The organism is Salegentibacter sp. T436, assembly GCF_001932675.1.
GTDB lineage: Bacteria > Bacteroidota > Bacteroidia > Flavobacteriales > Flavobacteriaceae > Salegentibacter > Salegentibacter agarivorans.
Genome location: NZ_CP012872.1, coordinates 2,613,208 through 2,631,882, shown reverse-complemented (window position 1 = coordinate 2,631,882; position 18,675 = coordinate 2,613,208). Strand labels below are relative to the sequence as shown.

Sequence of the window (18,675 nt, the reverse complement as noted above, 5' to 3'; positions counted from 1 at the left end):
TTTTTCGGTTTTTTCTTATCCATCAATTATAGTTTTTATACCTCCTTCAACATTTTTCAAATTTTCAAAGCCGTATTCAGCTTTCAGCAAATCCACAAGTTTTTTACTACGTTTGCCCGACTGGCAAAAAACCAGTACTTCTTCTTCCCTGGGAATTTCCCAAATATGCTCATCAATAGTGCTTAGTGGGATTTGAATTATATTTTCTGAAGCTACTTTTGGCTGTTCAAAAACCTCACGAATATCAAGGAAGGTTTTTGAATTATTTTTAAGCTCACATACGATCTTTACAGGAATAATCCCGTTTTTTTTAATCTTTTCGATCTCTTCCGGTCGTTGCTGAATATTCATTACCTGCTCGGTTCCTGAAAGGATATTAATCAGTTTTAATTTTCCTGAAAGCACATTTCCGGTTTCAAGAATGATTTTAAGAACCTCGGTAGCCTGGAGCATTCCCAGGGTTCCGGGGGTAACTCCCAAAACGCCCGTAGCTTCACAGCTTACATTTTGCTGTGTAGTTTTTGGAAAAAGACAGCGATAGGAAGGCCCGTTTTTATAATTAAAAACTGAAAGTTGCCCCTCATGTTTATAAATTGAAGCGTAGATCCAGGGTTTTTCCGTTAAAATACAGGCATCATTGATCAGGTATTTCGTTTCAAAATTATCGGTCCCGTCTATAATAATATCATATTGCTGAAAAAGTGTTTCTGCATTAACAATAGTCAAAGCTTCCTGGTAAACTTCAATTTCAACTTCGGAATTAAGTTTTTGAAGTTTTTCTTTGGCCACAGCAGCTTTGGATTTACCAACATCGATTTCATCAAACAATACCTGTCTGTGAAAATTGGAAAGCGAAACCCGGTCGTGGTCCATAAGACCAATTCGACCAACACCACCGCCGACAAGATATTGGGCTGCGGGACAGCCCAGTCCACCAATCCCTACAATTAAAACGCTAGAATTCTTTAGTTTCTCCTGTCCAGAAAAACCAACCTCATCCAACTTTATTTGTCTATCGTATCTCATCATCCTCCTGCGAAGGGCGGTAAAAATGCAACCTCATCGCCTTCTTTTAGTTCAACTTCAGTATTTAAATTTTGGTTCACCGCAAGTTGCACAGATTCAGGATCGGCAATCTGGTAAGTTTTTATTTGGCGGGCTTTCAACTCTCTGGCAGAAATTCCTTCATTCACTTCTAGGGCTTCTTCATTTTTGCCCGTGGTTTCGGCAATCATTCCGAAATATTTAATATTTATCTTCATTCCATCTGTTTTAATTGTTCCACATCTTCAGCGGTATCCACGTCAAAATTTCCTCCTTCAAATTTTAGGGTTTCAAAGCTTATTTTCTCGTCTAATATTAATTTTTTAGCGCCCTGGTCTTTTTTTAGCATCATTAAATCCGAAAAAGTTTCCTTTGAAAAAATAGCAGGCACCCCGACCTCCCCGGCATATTCTGAAAATGTCGCAGGCTTTTTATTTTCTATCTGTTGCCGAATTAATTCCTGAATTTTTTCTTTGGTAATAAAAGGTTGATCTGAAAGTAATATTAAAATATGTTCCAAATCACTTTTAGCCTTTAGCGCAGCGGAAACCCCTTTGCTTATACTAGTGCCCATACCAAGTTCCCACTTTTCATTAATGATAATAGTAAAGTTCCCAATGTCCAGTTCCTTTTTAATTTTTTCTGCATTTGAACCCAACATTAGCATCCTGCAATCGAATTCAAGTTGTTCGGCGACATCCATACTATGCTGTAGCAAAGGTTTGCCTTTAAATTCCACCAGTTGTTTTGGAAAACCAAGCCTTCTAGAAGCCCCCGCTGCCAAAACAATAACTCCGATTTTTGTCTTTCCTATCATATCGCAACCTTTGTAAAATGATTAAGCTTTTTATTGTGAATGGGCGTCTCTTTCTCTCGTAACGGCATAGCACTTTTACCGGTTAAAACCATTTGAATTTCAGACAGAATAGAAAGTCCTATTTCTGCAGGGGTTTCGGCACCTATTTCCAATCCTACCGGTGCATATATTTTCTTCAAATTTTCATCTACCAAATCAAAATTTTCTTCTTCTAAATCATTGAGCATTCGCTGGTATTTTTTTAATGGTCCCAGGATTCCAACGTAGGGGATAAGTTTTTCCTTAATAAGCATCTTTAAAGCCGCCAAATCATAATTGTAATTATGGCTCATCAGTACAAAGCAGCTACGATGGTCTATTTCAATATTTTTCAGGGTTTCTTCCGGTTTAGAAACGATCACCTGGCAGGAAGAGGTAAACCGGTCTTTATTTGCGTGGGTTGGCCTTCCATCGGTCACTATTACATCCCATCCCAATAAATCAGCTTGTTGTGCAAGAATTTGAGCATCATTTCCGGCGCCAACAATAATTAATTTAACAGGAGGCTGATAATTCTGAATAAAAATATGGTTGGATTCTTCTTCTGTTGTAAATTCAGCAAAATGGGGATAATTATTCTTTAAGCTCAGCCGGGCTTGTTCTTCAATATAATTAAATAATTGCTTTTCCGGTTTTTGTCCAAAAGCTTTTAAATCCTCGGTAATCACCAATTTTGTTCCGGTCTGTTCTTTTTGTTTGTTCAGGTTAAATTGCACCACAATTGCCAGAGGACTATTTTGTCTGGCAACTTTTTTCAAGAGTTCGCACGGGTTTAAATCATCCAAATAATCAATGGGTTCAAATAACACCTGAATAACACCGTTACATCCCAGTTGTGCACCGATAATAGCATCGTCTTCATCACTGGTGTCATACGTTATCAATTTATTTTTTTGCCTGTGCAGGGCGTGAAGCGCTTTGCGCAAGGCATCGCCCTCCAGGCAGCCGCCACTAATTGCCCCTGTGATATTTCCATATTCATCAACCAGCATCCTGGCACCAGCCTTCCGGTAAGAGGAACCCTGTACGTGAACCACGGTAGCCAGAACACATTCCACAGCATTTTCTTTAAGAAAATCATATTTTGAAATTATGACATCCAGTTCTCTCATACAGCCGCAGTTTTTAAACTATTTACCGCTTTCTCGATCTCATTAACAGCAAATTCAATATCCTGATCACTTGTTTCCCTTCCTAGGCTAATCCTTATGGAGGATAAAGCCAATTCATCGCTTAAGCCCATAGCCATTAGAACATGAGAAGGCTTGACAAGATTGGAAGTACATGCCGAACCACGTGAAACAGCTAAATGCTTTAATTTTCTTAGCAATATATTTCCGGTGATATCTTTAAAAGAGATATTGGTGGTATTAGGAAGCCGGTTAGCATGCTTACAATTGATAATGGCTCCATCTATTTTTCCCAGGGCTTTTTCTAATTTATTCTTTAATTTCATTATTCTTTCTGGTTCCACTGCCATTTTGGAAGTTGCTATTTCAGCAGCTTTTCCAAAGCCTACAATTCCGGGAACATTTAAAGTTCCAGGCCGCAATCCTTTTTCCTGTCCGCCCCCATAAACATAAGGATCAATGGCTACCTTATTCTTTTTATTTAGATACAACGCTCCGATACCTTTAGGCCCATAAATCTTATGCGATGAGAAAATGGCCATGTCTAAATTCAATTCTTCCAAATCCACCGGCATCTTACCTACCGCCTGGGTGATGTCGCTCATTAATTTCACCCCTTTTGAATGCGTAATTTTTTCAATCTCAGCCATAGGATGGATGAGTCCGGTTTCATTATTTGCCAACATTAGACAAACCAATATTGTTTCAGGTGAAATAGCATCTTCCAGATCTTTCAAATCAATAATCCCATCTGGATCCACCTTAAGATAAGTCACCTCAAAACCCTTTTTCTCTAAAGCCTGCATAGGATCCAGCACCGCTTTATGATCGGTTTCACAGGTAATAATATGCTTCCCTTTTACCTTATTTTTCTCGCAAAACCCGAAAAGGGCAAGATTGGCAGCTTCGGTAGCCCCTGAAGTAAAGGTTAGTCCCGTGGGTTTACAGTTCAACAATCCGCTTATTTGTTCCCTGGCAAGTTCCACTGCTTCGCGGCTATCCCATCCAAAGACATGGTCACTACCGGCATTACCAAACTTTTCAGTAAAATACGGCAGCATTGTCTCGACGACTCCCTGGGCTACCGGAGTACTTGCGTTGTAATCGAGGTATATAGGCTTATCTTTTGACTTCATCGTTATATATTGCTGTATATATCGGCTTTTAAAATAAAGGGAATTTCACTGAAACCCCCTATTTTCTGTTATTTTATAATTTTTAGCAAATTATTTTCCTGCTCTAGAAGCTCACTTAACTTCTGTTCCAATTTTTCATATTCCCGAATAACCTTTAAGGCATAGGGGGTTATTTCCGCGCCACCACCATGGGATCCTCCTTTCTTTAAAATCACTAAGGGCTCGGCAGCATGCTTATTTAATCGCTGGACCAAATCCCAGGCTTTTTTATAGGACATATTCATTTGCGCGGCTGCCTTGGAAAGGGATCCTTCTTTATGAATCCTTTTTACCAATTCATTGGGTCCAGGTCCATAGAATTTTTCACCTTCATTTTCTACCCAATATTTAAACTTAAATTTTTTCATTGGCAGCCAGCTGCAATTAAGTTTTTAATTCCCTGCTTTCCGCATTAATTTCCGGTAGAAAGGGTTGCTTGTAAATTCTTTTTCCTGTTGCTTTATAAAGGGCATTGGCTAATGCTCCCTGCACCGGTGGGAAAGGCGGCTCTCCCAGTCCTGTGGGATCAATTCCGTTTTCTACAAAATGTACATCAATCTTTTTTGGAGCTTCACGATGCCGAATTAGACGGTAGGAATCAAAATTATTTTGTTGAACGCCGCCATCTTTAAATGACAACTCACTGTATAAAGCATGTCCAATCCCATCGATAGTCCCACCTTCCACCATATTTTTGGCGGCATCGGGATTTACCACAATACCACAGTCTACGGCGCAGGTTACTTTATCAATGACCGGCTCGTTATCTTTTAAATCCATTTCTAAAATTTGTGCGACGTAGGAATTATGGCAATAATAGGCAGCTACTCCTTTACTTGAAGTAGAATTACCATTATTCCAACCGGCTTTATCCCTGACAAGTTCCAGAACCCCGGCATATCGCGCGGGATCATAATCATTCTCTTCGCCTACCGGGTCATTTTTCGCCCGCTTTAGCAAATCCAAGCGGAACTGGATCGGATCTTTTCCAACTTCTTCAGCAAGTTCATCTAAAAAAGATTGTTCTGCCCCGGCAATAAAATTAGAACGCGGTGCCCTGAACGCTCCTGTGGAAATACTCGAATCTATCGTCCAACTCTCGGCAAGGTAATTATCAATTGCTCCTGCCGGAAAACGATTCGCAAAAAGCGGGCTTTCGGTAATGCCACCGGCATTTACGTGAAATGCGGTAATATTATTATTCGCATCAAGTGCAGCACGGTAAGACACCCTGTAAGCCGGACGATAAACCCCGTTGGTCATATCGTCTTCCCGGGTATATACTAATTTTATCGGCCTCTTCATTTTTTGTGAAATTACAGCGGCTTCCACAAGGAAATTTCCATACAGTCGGCGGCCAAAACCCCCACCCATTCGGGTCATTTGAACATCGATCTTATCGAGCTCAAATCCTAATCGTTTATTTATACTTTTTTCAGCAAATTCAGGAGTTTGAATTGGCCCTAATAATTCTGCCTTTTCGTCAGTTACATTGGCATAAAAATTCATCGGTTCCATACAATTGTGGGCAAGGAACGGACAGGAATACGAACGCTCAATAACCCTTGCTGCATTGCTAAAGGCCGATTCGGGATCACCATCTTTTCGAACAACTTCTGATTTCGCGGGCCCGGCATCGCTCATTAGGGCTGTATGCATGTCGGAATTTTCCAGGCCACCTGTATCTTCCATACCCGGAGACTTTTCGAGAATTTGCACTTGATGGGTTAAATCAGGTTTTAAATCCCATTCCACATTTAAGGCCTTTTTAGCCTGCATGACCTGCCAGGTTGATTCTCCAACAACTACTACCAATTTGGAAAATGCAGCCACATCACTCCATTCCCGCTCCATATCTTCCGGATATGTATCTATGGTAAAAATATCTTTTATTCCGGGCATTTCTTTTGCTTTAGCTGCATCCATAGATTTAAACTCCATCCCAAAGGCCGGAGGTTGGACTATCATTGCAATAAGCATATCATCTTCATAAATATCCAACCCGTATAAGGGTTTTCCTGTTACTATTTTTTTAGCATCTACATTTTTTCGGGAAGTACCGATAATTTTAAAGTCACTATTATCTTTTAGTTCAATTTCATCAGGTACTTCAATATTTGTGGCCGCCCTAGCGATTTCACCATAACCTATAGACCTATCGCTAGCTTTATGACTAATAATTCCCTTGTCCACAGAAAGTTCAGTAACAGGTACCTCCCACTCCTTGGTGGCAGCACTCAGCAACATTTGTTTGGCGGTGGCCCCTGCCATTCTTAGCGGCTCCCATCCCTGGCGAATAGATTGGCTACCACCGGCAAGTTGACGAGTAAAAACATCAAGGTTAAGTGGTGCCTGTTCTACAATGACATTGTTCCAATCTACGTCCAGCTCCTCGGCCACAATCATAGGCATCGCTGTTTTCACGTTTTGTCCTATCTCCGGATTGGGAGAGTAGATCGTTACAATACCATTATCCCCTATTTTCAAATATCCATTGAGTTCAAACCACTCATCGGGCATTTGCATAGCTACTTCCTCCCCGTTTTCTTCAGCCGCACGCTTACAGGCCAACCAATTAAAACCGATTAATAATCCACCTCCGGCAAGCGATACATTCTTGATGAATGATCTTCTGCCCATTCCTGTTTTCACTTTTTTCATTTTTTCAGGTTTTAATTATACGGTTTGGGACGCTGATTTGATAGCAGCTTTTATTCGGTTATACGTTCCGCAGCGGCAAATATTCCCGTTCATTACATCTTCTATTTCTGCATCACTGGGACTGGGATTATTCTTTAAAAGTGCCGTGGCTGCCATAATCTGCCCCGCCTGGCAATACCCGCATTGCGGGACATCGTGCTCCAACCAGGCCTTTTGAACAGGATGATCGCCGTTTTCGGAGAGACCTTCTATGGTGGTTATTTCATTATCTTGGGCAGCAGAAATTGGAACCTGGCAGGATCGTACAGCAGACCCATTAAAGTGTACGGTACATGCGCCACACTGTGCAATTCCGCAGCCATATTTTGTGCCAACCAATTTTAAATTATCCCGCAGCACCCAAAGTAATGGAGTTTCCGGGTCTACATCTACCGAATGTTTCTTACCGTTAATATTTACATCGTACTGCGCCATAATTATCTATATTTAGTTGAAGATCCCTTAAATTATAAAAAATAATCTTTTTAGCTTGTTAAAATCGACAAATAGAAAATTCTTCCCGTTCGTTCCTGGGTATTAAAAAGATTTGAATATTACAAAGTTGGTTAATTATAGGATGAAGCAATTAACCCGAATTACTGAATTACTTACCAATTTTACGGTTTATAACACTAAACGCAGCTTTTTTCAGAAACAGCTTATTAAATTTCTTAAATTGTATAAAATTAAAATCCTGATACCTTATCAGGTAATATATTTCTTGTTGAGATGAATATTTTCCCCATTTAACGCTTGCTAAAATCAAGTCTAGAAAGCAGGAAAACTTGTTTGGAAATATAGATTAATATTTAAAAAGTTATGTCGAAACGAAAAACTTCAATGAACAGGCGTTCATTCCTAAAAACAACCTCTCTGGCCGGCGGTGGTCTGATGCTGGGATTCAATTGGCTTTTATATTCAAAATCGGGAGAAATACTCCCTGAAGATATTCCAGAAGAATGGTATAATTTAAATGCCTATTTAAAAATTGCCAGCAATGGAACAGTAACTATTTTGGCACCAAACCCGGAATTCGGTCAGAATGTAAAAACTTCTTTACCGATGATCGTAGCAGACGAATTGGATGTCGGTTGGGCTAATGTAGTTGTGGAGCAAGCTCCTTATAACACTGATCTCTTTACCCGGCAGTTCGCTGGCGGAAGCCAATCGGTAAGACGAGGCTGGAATGCTTTAAGAATGGCCGGAGCAACTGCCAGAAGAATGCTAGTGGAGGCTGCCGCAGAGTCCTGGAACGTATCTGCTGAAGAAATTACCACCGAGGAAGGAATTTTAAAACATAGTAGTGGAAAAAGTGCTACTTATGGGAAAATGGCAAACGCAGCTTCAAAACTAAAAGTTCCGGAAACCGTTGATTTAAAGAAAACAGAAAACTTTAGTATTATAAGCACCTCCAAAAAGAATGTCGAGATGCCCGCTATGTTAAGTGGAAAGCCACTATTTGGATTGGACTATAAAGTCGACGGTATGAAATATGCTACCATAGCCCATCCACCTGCTTTCGGGTTAAAGCTAAAATCCGTTGATGATTCTGAGGCGTTAAAAATGCCGGGGATCAGTGAGGTTTTCACCATTGACACCTATAACGAAGGTTATGAAAAGAATATTTTCGATACCGTAAGTTTCAATAAGTTGGTAGTCGTGGTAGGAAATAGTACCTGGGAAGTTATGGAAGCCAAAAAAGCACTAAAACTGGAGTGGGAGCCTTTCGAAGACTATACGGAAACTTCCAATGTTTTTGGCAACAAGTCTGAGAAAACGGTACCTACCGGTCTGGAAAGTTCGGAAGAACATATGCAAAAAATGGAGCAACGCTCCAACGAACCCGCTAGTGTAAGGCGTAAAGATGGAGACCCGGAATCAGCTTTTAAAAATGCCAGTAAAATAATTGAAAGCACCTATACAGCTCCTTTTTTAGCTCATAATGCTATGGAGCCCATAAACTTTTTCGCTGATGTCACCCCGGAAAAAGCAACTTTAGCAGGTCCGCTTCAGGCCCCGCAATTTACCGAAACTACGGTTGCAGCAAGATTAGGAATGGATAAAGAGAATATTGAAATAATTATGACGCGCATGGGGGGAGGTTTTGGAAGAAGGGCATATTCCCATGAACTAGTAGAGGCGGCGGTTATTTCCCGAAAAATTAACAGCCCTGTAAAACTCTTTTATACCAGAGAGGAAGACATGACCTATGGAATTTACCGCCCGGCATACCATATAAAATTCAGAGCAGCACTGGACGAAAATAATAATATGACTGCTTACCACATTAAGGGGGGCGGCATCCCTGAAGGCCCGGTTCATGAAAATAGATTTCCGGCAGGGGCTGTAGAAAACTACCTTGCAGAATCCTGGGAATTAAATTCCAACATCACTATTGGCGCATTCCGTGCTCCGGGATCAAATTTTATGGGAGCTTCGGAGCAATCCTTTTTGGATGAAGTGGCTATTGCAGCAGGAAAAGATCCTATCGATTTTCGGATAGAACTTTTTGAAAAAGCAATAAATAGCCCTGTTGGTGAAAATAATGATTATGATGCAAAACGGTATATGGAAGTTTTAAAACTTGTTCGGCAAAAATCCAATTGGGATGCTTCTCCAAAATTAAATATCCATCGTGGGGTGGCCGCTTATTATTGTCACAACTCGTATGTTGCCCACGTCGTTGATTTAAAATTAGAAAATGAACAACCGATTTTCGATAAAATTTACAGCGCGGTAGATTGCGGAATAGTTATAAATAAAGACGCAGCGAAGAATATGGTAGAAGGGGCTATTACCGATGGCTTAGGAAATGCCATGTTTGGCAAAATGACTTTTAAAGACGGTAAACCACAAAAAAGCAATTTCCATAATTACAAGATGATAAGAATTAACGAAGCACCGAAAGATATGGAAGTTCATTTTGTTGAGAATGGAGAAAACCCGACCGGATTAGGTGAACCACCATTCCCCCCTATTTTTGCGGCATTTACCAATGCTTTCTCAAGGGCTAAAAACAAAAGGTTTTATAATCACCCCGTTCTGGAGGAAGTATAACTGAAGTTATAAATTAAAAAGGTCAGACTAAAAATCTGATCTTTTTAATTTATTCTGAATCCGGTGCATAAGCCCCATTTTCGAGCCAGGTAATCCAGGCCTCTTTAAATTCCGAGTGACTTAATGGAGGTAATGACAAACCTTCCCCGGGATTCCAACCGGCTTTAACCAGCGTATCATCCGCATGTTCAATAAGCTCTGCTATATTTTTGTTTCCATTTCTCGATTTATCGACCAGTTGTTTTGCTAATTGAGGTGCAGATCTTCCTTCAAAAACCATTTTCATATCAGCGGGAGGAAGGTGCCAGTTAGGATTGCCGGGAGGTGAGTTTTCACCCGGTGTATTGGTGTTTTGATGGCAATTCGCACATTTCATTGCATATAGGCCTTTTCCATCCTCTCCCCTCCTGGGTTTCATTGAATGCACATGACTGTCTTCTCCCTGCAAGGGAACATCTCCTGCCGGATGACAATTTAAACACCTTGGGTGTTTTAAAACTGCATATACATTTTCAAAAGCCTCCTTAGAAGCAATACTATCCTGCTGTTCTACCGGTATCTGAACATATTCTCCTTTATTAGTTTCCTTCCTGGTTATACAGGCGGTCAATACACCTAATATTAGTATGGAGCATAACATTCTCCAATCGGTTAAATATGCTGACAATTGCTTCCTGCTCTTCATAAAATATGATTTTTGGGAATATAAATTCCGGTTTTCTTAGATTTCACCCTTATTGATTTCCGCTGCGCGGTGTATGGCTTTTCGTACCCTGGAATACGTCCCGCAGCGACAAATATTACCCGACATTGAAATATCTATATCTTCATCGGTAGGATCCGGATTTTCACGTAACAATACAGCGGCCGACATAATTTGTCCACTATGGCAATAGCCACATTGGGGCACATCAATCTCTGTATAAGCCTGCTGAATAGGGTGATCGTTATTCTCGGACAAACCTTCAATGGTGACTACTTTTTTATTTTCAGCTCTTTTCAACCTGGTTACACAAGACCGAACTGCTTCGCCCTCAAGGTGAACTACACAAGCCCCACACTGGGCTACCCCACAACCATATTTTGTTCCTACCAGATCGAGATGATCACGCAAAACCCAAAGCAACGGAGTGTTCGGATCAATATCTAAATCTACTTGTTTGTTATTGACAGTTAGTGTTATCATAATTCTTAATATTAGGCGGTTAACTAAAAATAATATATTCTATCAGAGTGACCTTAAAATGTTTTATAACTAATTAATCATACTCGCAAACCATTTAATCGTTTCCGGATCCCTGTGACTAAAAAACAGGGTTTCCTTAGTATCCAGAGATTTAATGACATTCATATCCTCCTGGGATAATTCAAAATCAAAAACATCAAAATTTTCTTTAATCCGTTCTTCGTTAACAGATTTTGGAATAACTACCACATCGCGCTGGATCATCCACCTCAAAGCAACCTGCGCTACAGATTTACCATAATTTTCACCAATATCTGTCAGGATTTTATTAGAAAAGAAATCCTTTTTCCCTTCTGCAAATGGTGCCCAGGATTCGTGAATTATTCCATTTTCTTTCATAAATGCATGATCCTCTTCACGCTGATGAAAAACATGAGTTTCAATTTGATTAACTGCAGGTTTAACAGTATGGTTAACTATGATATCCATTACCCGATCAGGTTGAAAATTACTCACACCAATAGCTTTTATTTTTCCTTCCTCATAATATTCCTCCATTGCTCTCCAGGATCCGTGTACATCACCATAAGGTTGATGAATGAGATAAAGGTCTATGTAATCGACTTTTAATTTACTGAGCGAAGCATCAATCGCATTTTTTGTTGCTTCATACCCGTTATGATCTATCCACAGTTTCGTGGTCAAAAATATTTCTTGCCTGGGAATTCCGCTTTCTTTTATAGCATCTCCTACGGCCTCTTCATTTTGATACGCAGCCGCGGTATCAATCAAGCGATAACCTGATTTGAGAGCCATCAACACACTTTGTTTACATTCCTTATAATCCGGCACCTGAAATACCCCAAAACCTAAGATTGGCATTTCAATACCGTTATTTAATATAATTGTTTTCATTCTTAAAATATATTCTTTTCTATCTATTCATTATACTGGGAGTCTGAAACTTCATCTTCCCATTCCGTTGGGCCATCAACCCTACTGGTAATGGCTATTTGCACAAATTCGTCATTCGGACCAGCACCGTGCCAGTGAGGCGTATCTGCCGGGCATTTTGCCACATCTCCTTTTTTCATTATTATTTTTTGTCCTCCTTTTTCCTGGTAATAACCTTCGCCTGAAAGCGCAAGTATAATCTGCCCATTGGGATGCCGATGCCAAAAAGTTCTGGCTCCGGGCTCAAAAGTTACGACACCTACAGAATTCTTATTTACCTCATCGGCTGTTACTATAAAATTCACCCAGGCATTCCCGGTAAATACAGGGTTTTCGATTTTTTCCCCTCGAGGATATATTTTTTCACTGTCATCAGTTATGGATTCCGTTTCAGAAGGTTCCCCGGAAATTAGTGCGGCAACAACTTCCCTACTCTCAAGACCAGTTTCTTCATCAATTTCAGTTTCAATCATATCCACAATCTGGAGTATCTGTGGTTCAGTCACACCGTGTCTCATACTAATTTTAATATGACCTGTAGCCATAGGTGCGGCACCCCCCATACTTAAAAGGGCAGCCACTGTAGCAATTTCCCGCTCTTTATAACTTAGCACCCCTCGCTTAAAAATATCTGCAAAGAGATGTTCTTTTAAAAAGACTTCAATAATAGGAACTGTTTTAGCATAACCAGCTTTTGGACGGTCTTCTACTCCGGTTAGATCAGCCAGGACTTGTTTTCCTATTTCATATTTATTACCACTTTTTAAATCCGTCGGTTCCTCTCCTACTTCGTCTTCAATCCCTTTTTCCTTCCTTTCCTCCAATACTTCAGTGAGGGTATTGATAGCCATAAGGCTTCGGGGAAAACCGGTATAAGCATAAAGATGAACGAGTTCTTCCTTGATTTTGTTAATGCTAAGTCCGTTTTCCAAACCTTCATTTAGAGCATCTTCTAAAGTTTCGAGATCTCCTGTAGCCGTAGATGCAGAAATTCTGGCAATACTATATTCAGTGGGACTTAACTTTTCATGTTCCGATTGTGCTGAAATAGTGAAAGGCACTACTATCAACAAACAAAAAAGTATACTTCTAAAATTATATTTCATTTTTTTAAATTTTAAGATTCAATAGTTATCAGGACAGTTTTTATAGTAGTCCAAGTTTTTGCAGCCAGGTATCAACCTGATCTGAAACTTCTTCTTTTCGTTCTCCTTCAATGGCTAAGAATACCCCACTTTTTTCATAGCCTCCCTCTACCGAAAAACCTTCAAGAATATCACTTTCAGGACATAGCTCTCGCAATTGCTCAAAACTCTGGCCTATTCCAAATCCGGCATTGGTGTTAAATGGAATTATGGTTTTTTCACTCATATCATTTTCAGTTAAAAAGGATTTCATTGGTGGTGGCATTTGCATATCCCAGGTAGGAAAGCCTATAAAAATCGTATCATAACTTTCAAGGTCTTCTATTTTTGTTTTCAATGGAGGCAGGTATCCTTCTTCATTCTCACGATCTACCTGGTCCACGATTTTTTGATAATCCTCGGGGTAGGGATTTTCTTTTTCAAGCGCTACCAGTTCTCCACCCACCTTATTCTGTATTAACTCGGCCACGACTTTTGTATTTTGGGTTCGAGACAGGTATACAATAAGGGTTTCCCCTGAAGAAGGAGAAAGCGAATTTTCGGCGTGCCCAGAATTTTCACTATTGGAACAAGTAAAAAAGAGCATTAGAATCAGAAGAGTTTTAATCATTTTTTAATTTTTACATTCAGATCAAATTGATTAGTCTAAGCTTCGGAGTTTATATATTTACCAAAGAACACATTGAGTTTTTCCATTGCCTGCGATACATATTCAGGAACATAGTATGTTTGAATGTGGGTGGCACTCTCAATTAAAAACAACTCTTTGTCTTTGGCGTTCGTTACCTTTCTATAGGCTTCATCGGTCATATAATAAGTATCTGCTTTGCTGCCGGCCATCATTAATAAAGGTTGATTTATCAAATTCATATTGGTGCTGGCATCAAACGTCATAAGATATAACAGGCTGCTCATCGTGTATCGAAATGTAGAATTTGGATGCTTATGAGTATTACCATAATAAATATATCCCTCGCGATATAGGTCATACGGTATTTTGGCCAATTCGGCTTCTTCTGTTGGAATAGCATTATCCGCAGCATAAATAACTTCACCTCCTGCAGCTTCCTGTGCCCTGGCATCCGAAGCCTTTTTTAACCTTTCCTGAATGGTATTAACCTGGGAGTTTCTAAAACCGTTACGTCTTACCACACCGGAATTGAACATACTCAATGTTGCAACGGCACGAAAACGTTTATCGGATTGTGCTGCTTTTAGGGAATAGCCGCCACCGCCACAAATCCCTAAAAGTCCTATTCTTTCAGAGTCCACCCCTTCGTATTGGATTATAAAATCTGCCATTCCGTGAATATCTTCAATACGATTGTGAGGGATATCTACATTTCGGGGCGTGCCTCCACTGGCTCCCTGATAAGCAGCATCTGCAGTAATGCTTATGTAGCCTTGCTCTGCAAGAAGTTGTGCATATAAGCCTGCAACCTGTTCCTTTACTCCTCCATTGGGATGGGCTACCACAATTGCCGGAAATTTTTTGTCCGGATCGTAATTGGCAGGTGTATATACATTAGCTGCGATTTCAATACCATTCAATGTATAAGTGACCGGCTGGATATTTACCTTACCAGGTAAATTCTCAGTAATGGCATCTCGATAAACAAGCCCAAAAGGATTTTCAATCTCAGTCTGAGCAAAACTGACAGTACCTGTTACCATAGATATAACTATCAAAATGTAATTTCTTACTTTTCTTCTCATCTTAATTATCTTCCTTGTTTTATGATTTCCAACCGATCCCACGGAGTAAAAAAGTTTTCAAAATCATATTTACTTAATCTTCGGGACCTCCCATCTGTTTTACAAAAGAAAGGTTTGCTAATTTCCAATCTTTACCTTCTTTCACATACACTTCGGTGGCTATAAAAGGATTAGTTACTTCATTACCACCTACCACTGCCAATAAGGTAATTCGGCTGGATACAATAGCTGTATTGCCAATAATATCAGCAGAAACTTCATGAATATCTGCTTTCTTATAGTGTATACCACCGCTACGAATAACCTCAACTTCACGGTCTTTTCCCCAGCTTCCGCCCATATGGACAAATTGAGATTTATCGTGAAATAAGTCTTCAAGTTTATCGGCATCCTTATCAGCCATCCATTCCCATTTCTTCTCGGAAAGCTCGATCATTTTCTGTTCTTTGTCAGTATTTTGAGCAGTAGCTCCGATACCGTTCAGCACTAAAAATGCTCCAATAATTACTGTTTTGATATTAAATTTTGTCATAGCTAATAGTTTTATTTTTGAATTTCATGGTCATCCCGAACATTACTAAATGTGAGATCGAGTAACTTCCAATGGGCACTTTCTTTTTTATAAAATTCTGTCACGGTAAATTCATTGGACACATCATTTCCCCGAACATGGGCGGTAAGTGTAATTCGGTTCCATAAAACTGCAGTATCATCTCCAAAGGTCTCCACGGCTACATCATGTACTTCAGCCTTTTTATACCAAATGCTCCCAGTTTCTATAATTTCCAGTTCCCGATCTTTCTTCCAGGAACCGCTCATATGTACAAATTTTGCTTTATCGTGAAATAGCTTTTCAAGTTTCTCAACATCCTTATCGGCCATCCAATCCCATTTCTTTTTGGAAAGTTCTTTGATTTCTTTTTCAGTATCCGAACTTGATAATTCCGGAGCCTTGATAGCATTATAGGTTTCCGCAGTAATGGTATCAGTCCATTTTGTTGGGGCATTTCCACTTATTGCAATATAGGTAACCGGGGTGTTGGGTGTAGCAGCGTGCCAATGTTCTATCTCAGGTTCACATTTTATCACATCCCCCTGTTTTACTACCTGGACTTCCTTTCCTTTTTCCTGATAGTAACCTACTCCGTCTGTGATATATAATTGTTGGCCTTTGGGGTGAAGGTGCCAATTCAGCTTTGAACCGGCTGCCATTGTTGCCTGTACGACATTAAAATCAAAATTTTCATCAGCCTCAGCCAGGTGATTTAACCAAACATCACCGGTATGATGAACATTGGGTGCTTTTTCTCCCTTTGGAAAAATTTCAGGTTGGGCCATCAACCATTGTGAGGAAAATAAGGTTATCATAGTGATTAAATAAAATGTTTTTATGAGTTTCATAGTATATTTTTTAAGGTTTAATATTTTTTAATCCAGGCCTTTATCCTGCAGCCACTCGAATAAATGATCGGCCACTTCCTGATTATTTAAATCTGACATTGGGAAATGCGTATTTCCTTTCATCCCAATCTCAGGTAGATGCACCAGCGTAACATCTCCACCGTGTTCATTTACTACATCTGTCCATTTTCTGGCCATAGCAAGGGCTACACGCCACTGTTCTTTACCTGGGTTTTGTGTTTCTTCTTCAGGGATATAATCTCCAAAATAGATGATAATCGGAATTTCGGTAAGGCGTTCGAATTCCGACATTGGAACTCCCCTGGCACTTAATTCACCGCCTAAATAAGGCATAGGCTCAGGCACCTCTCCTTCCGGAAACACAAAATTGCTTCCGGGCTCATAAGACGCTATCACCTTTATATTCTCATTTTCCAAGGCTGTGAGCCAGCCCTGTCCACCGCTATGGGAATGGGTCACCAGCACACCAGGACCAATTTTATCGAATAAAGCAGAAACAGCATCAATATTTACTTCAATATCCAAGGGTCCGGTATCAGGTGTCATTTGTCTGAAGAACTGATCTAAAGCTTCGGGATCTTTTGAGAACTGTACATCTTCATAAAATTCCGTCCCCATTCCCAATCTGAAGATACCAAACCACAACTGGTCATCGGTACTTGCCGAAATTGTGGTAGGTTCTGTGCTCCTTCCGGCTAATCCTCTTCTGGGTTGATCGATAAGGTAAACCGGAAAGCGTTTCCGAAGGAAAATACTTTGGAATCCCTCCCTGCCATCGGACGTAGTTTGCCAGGTTCTCATCGATTGCCCGAACCCGTGCCAAAATATTAGTGGTAATTCGCGAGCGTTTACAGGTTTTTGATAAAAAACCGTAGCATGGTCACCGTGCAGGGTTTGTCCTGCCGTACTTTGGTTACCCGGATTAAATGCTCCGTGCTCAACAGGATCAAAGGTTCCAGGACTCTTTTTTACCGTGCCTCCAGCGGCAAAACTTCCTTGCTCTGCAATAACTAATTCCCCATTAGGTTTTACCCCACAGGAAAAAATAACAAAACTTAGCAATACTAAAATCCCCTTAAAAGCAGAAGATAATGTCTTAGGTTTAATATGTGTTTTTAATATCATATTTCTTTAATTTTGAATTGAACATATACCTGAATAAGGATAAATATTCATTTCTATACAAAGATCGATTAATAAAGAGCCATACTTTGTATACAGAATACTGATATCCTTACCATTTTTACTGATATGGCCCGTTCTCCTAATTTACTAATAATCTGATTGGTATATTTGTTATGAAATTATAGAAACTATAAAAATGAAGGATTTAGTTAAAGTAGATACCATTTCTGAATACAATGAACTTAAGGAGATACCCACCAGGCATCCCTTAATAACAGCTTTTGACAGTTCAACCGCCAGGCCATTGCCTAGCGGTAATTTCAGTTTTGGTTTTTATGCCATATTCTTAAAAGGTGTAAACTGTGGCCAGCTCCAGTACGGGAGAAATAATTATGATTATGAAGAAGGGACTTTAGTTTTTATGGGGCCCGGGCAGGTAGTGGGAATAAAAAGCCAAAAAGATTACAATCCGAAAGGTTTTGCCCTACTTTTTCATCCGGAATTCATCAAAGGCACCTCGCTTGCAGCAAACATTCACAGATATAACTTTTTTTCCTATGAGCTTAATGAAGCCTTGCATGTCTCTGAAAAAGAACAGCAAATAATAAAAGAACTGTTCTTAAAAATCGATTATGAACTCGATCAGAATATTGATAAGCACAGTAAAACCATTGTAGCCAACAATATTGAGTTACTACTGAACTACTGTGAACGTTTCTACGACAGGCAGTTTATTACCAGGGAAAATTTAAATAAAGGTATTCTTTCCAATTTTGAGAAATTATTAAATGAATACTTCCATTCTGAAAATCCGACGAAATTAGGATTACCCTCAGTAGCTTATTTTGCTGATAAATTAAACCTTTCTTCAAATTATTTTGGAGATTTAATCAAAAAGGAAACCGGTAAATCGGCAATGGATCATATTCACCTTAAGCTAATAGATATCGCAAAAGAAAAGATATTCGAAGCAGATAAATCAATAAGCCAGATCGCTTATGAACTGGGTTTTAAGTACCCTCAACATTTCAACCGAATGTTTAAAAAAGAAACTGGTATTACACCTAGTGAGTATCGTTCAATGAATTAATGGTTAAATTCTAAATTAAAAATCCAAAATGCGGAACGTATTTGCCTCATTTTGGATTTATCTATAGTCTTTTTG

19 protein-coding genes are annotated in these 18,675 nt (G+C 39.6%); 2 read left to right on the top strand and 17 right to left on the bottom strand.

Features of this window, described 5'->3' with window-relative positions:
* Positions 1-15: 15 nt before the first annotated feature.
* The 8 genes from AO058_RS11480 to AO058_RS11445 all read right to left on the bottom strand — a co-directional run bounded on the left by AO058_RS11480 (position 16) and on the right by AO058_RS11445 (position 7,340).
* Positions 16-1,029, bottom strand: coding sequence for a HesA/MoeB/ThiF family protein (locus AO058_RS11480; RefSeq protein WP_075326691.1), 1,014 nt, complete (start codon positions 1,027-1,029; stop codon positions 16-18).
* Positions 1,026-1,262 carry a MoaD/ThiS family protein gene (locus tag AO058_RS11475; RefSeq protein WP_075326690.1) on the bottom strand — a complete coding sequence of 79 codons (237 nt, stop codon included), beginning with the start codon at positions 1,260-1,262 and terminating at the stop codon, positions 1,026-1,028. The genes AO058_RS11480 and AO058_RS11475 overlap by 4 nt, the downstream gene beginning before the upstream one ends.
* The gene (locus AO058_RS11470; RefSeq protein ID WP_075326689.1) at positions 1,259-1,861 is read right to left on the bottom strand and encodes a nucleotidyltransferase family protein; all 603 of its coding nucleotides are present in this window, start codon (positions 1,859-1,861) and stop codon (positions 1,259-1,261) included. Before AO058_RS11470 ends, AO058_RS11475 begins: the two co-directional genes overlap by 4 nt.
* Positions 1,858-3,012, bottom strand: a complete 1,155-nt coding sequence (locus tag AO058_RS11465) for an XdhC family protein (protein WP_075326688.1) — start codon at positions 3,010-3,012, stop codon at positions 1,858-1,860. Before AO058_RS11465 ends, AO058_RS11470 begins: the two co-directional genes overlap by 4 nt.
* A complete protein-coding gene (locus tag AO058_RS11460) occupies positions 3,009-4,166 on the bottom strand; it encodes a cysteine desulfurase family protein (RefSeq protein ID WP_075326687.1) in 1,158 nt (385 codons plus the stop codon). Before AO058_RS11460 ends, AO058_RS11465 begins: the two co-directional genes overlap by 4 nt.
* Before the next feature lie 68 nt (positions 4,167-4,234).
* Positions 4,235-4,573, bottom strand: a complete 339-nt coding sequence (locus AO058_RS11455) for a winged helix-turn-helix domain-containing protein (RefSeq protein WP_075326686.1) — start codon at positions 4,571-4,573, stop codon at positions 4,235-4,237.
* A gap of 16 nt (positions 4,574-4,589) precedes the next feature.
* A complete protein-coding gene (locus AO058_RS11450; protein ID WP_075326685.1) occupies positions 4,590-6,866 on the bottom strand; it encodes a xanthine dehydrogenase family protein molybdopterin-binding subunit in 2,277 nt (758 codons plus the stop codon).
* Between the two features lie 15 nt (positions 6,867-6,881).
* Positions 6,882-7,340, bottom strand: a complete 459-nt coding sequence (locus AO058_RS11445) for a (2Fe-2S)-binding protein (protein WP_075326684.1) — start codon at positions 7,338-7,340, stop codon at positions 6,882-6,884.
* A gap of 384 nt (positions 7,341-7,724) precedes the next feature.
* On the opposite strand from AO058_RS11445, the gene AO058_RS11440 reads away from it, so the two are divergent.
* On the top strand, positions 7,725-9,962 hold the full coding sequence (locus AO058_RS11440) for a xanthine dehydrogenase family protein molybdopterin-binding subunit (RefSeq protein ID WP_075326683.1): 2,238 nt from the start codon (positions 7,725-7,727) through the stop codon (positions 9,960-9,962).
* A 49-nt stretch (positions 9,963-10,011) separates the two neighbouring features.
* On the opposite strand, the gene AO058_RS11435 is transcribed toward AO058_RS11440, so the two are convergent.
* The 9 genes from AO058_RS11435 to AO058_RS11395 form a co-directional block, all read right to left on the bottom strand.
* Entirely contained in the window at positions 10,012-10,647 is a 636-nt protein-coding gene (locus AO058_RS11435) for a hypothetical protein (RefSeq protein ID WP_075326682.1), read from the bottom strand.
* Between the two features lie 36 nt (positions 10,648-10,683).
* Positions 10,684-11,148: a (2Fe-2S)-binding protein gene (locus AO058_RS11430; protein WP_075326681.1), complete on the bottom strand. Its 465-nt coding sequence runs from the start codon at positions 11,146-11,148 to the stop codon at positions 10,684-10,686.
* Positions 11,149-11,217: 69 nt separating this feature from the next.
* On the bottom strand, positions 11,218-12,063 hold the full coding sequence (locus AO058_RS11425) for an aldo/keto reductase (RefSeq protein WP_075326680.1): 846 nt from the start codon (positions 12,061-12,063) through the stop codon (positions 11,218-11,220).
* A 23-nt stretch (positions 12,064-12,086) separates the two neighbouring features.
* Complete coding sequence (locus AO058_RS11420; RefSeq protein WP_075326679.1) at positions 12,087-13,208, bottom strand: carboxymuconolactone decarboxylase family protein; 1,122 nt, start codon at positions 13,206-13,208, stop codon at positions 12,087-12,089.
* Between the two features lie 40 nt (positions 13,209-13,248).
* On the bottom strand, positions 13,249-13,857 hold the full coding sequence (locus AO058_RS11415) for a flavodoxin (RefSeq protein ID WP_075326678.1): 609 nt from the start codon (positions 13,855-13,857) through the stop codon (positions 13,249-13,251).
* 35 nt (positions 13,858-13,892) lie between these two features.
* Positions 13,893-14,963: an alpha/beta hydrolase gene (locus AO058_RS11410; protein WP_075327959.1), complete on the bottom strand. Its 1,071-nt coding sequence runs from the start codon at positions 14,961-14,963 to the stop codon at positions 13,893-13,895.
* 73 nt (positions 14,964-15,036) lie between these two features.
* On the bottom strand, positions 15,037-15,495 hold the full coding sequence (locus tag AO058_RS11405; protein WP_232228830.1) for a nuclear transport factor 2 family protein: 459 nt from the start codon (positions 15,493-15,495) through the stop codon (positions 15,037-15,039).
* An 11-nt stretch (positions 15,496-15,506) separates the two neighbouring features.
* The gene (locus tag AO058_RS11400; protein WP_075326677.1) at positions 15,507-16,364 is read right to left on the bottom strand and encodes a DUF4440 domain-containing protein; all 858 of its coding nucleotides are present in this window, start codon (positions 16,362-16,364) and stop codon (positions 15,507-15,509) included.
* A 27-nt stretch (positions 16,365-16,391) separates the two neighbouring features.
* Positions 16,392-17,510, bottom strand: coding sequence for an alpha/beta hydrolase (locus tag AO058_RS11395; protein ID WP_075326676.1), 1,119 nt, complete (start codon positions 17,508-17,510; stop codon positions 16,392-16,394).
* Positions 17,511-17,706: 196 nt separating this feature from the next.
* On the opposite strand from AO058_RS11395, the gene AO058_RS11390 reads away from it, so the two are divergent.
* Positions 17,707-18,600, top strand: coding sequence for an AraC family transcriptional regulator (locus AO058_RS11390; protein ID WP_075326675.1), 894 nt, complete (start codon positions 17,707-17,709; stop codon positions 18,598-18,600).
* Positions 18,601-18,675: the final 75 nt, after the last annotated feature.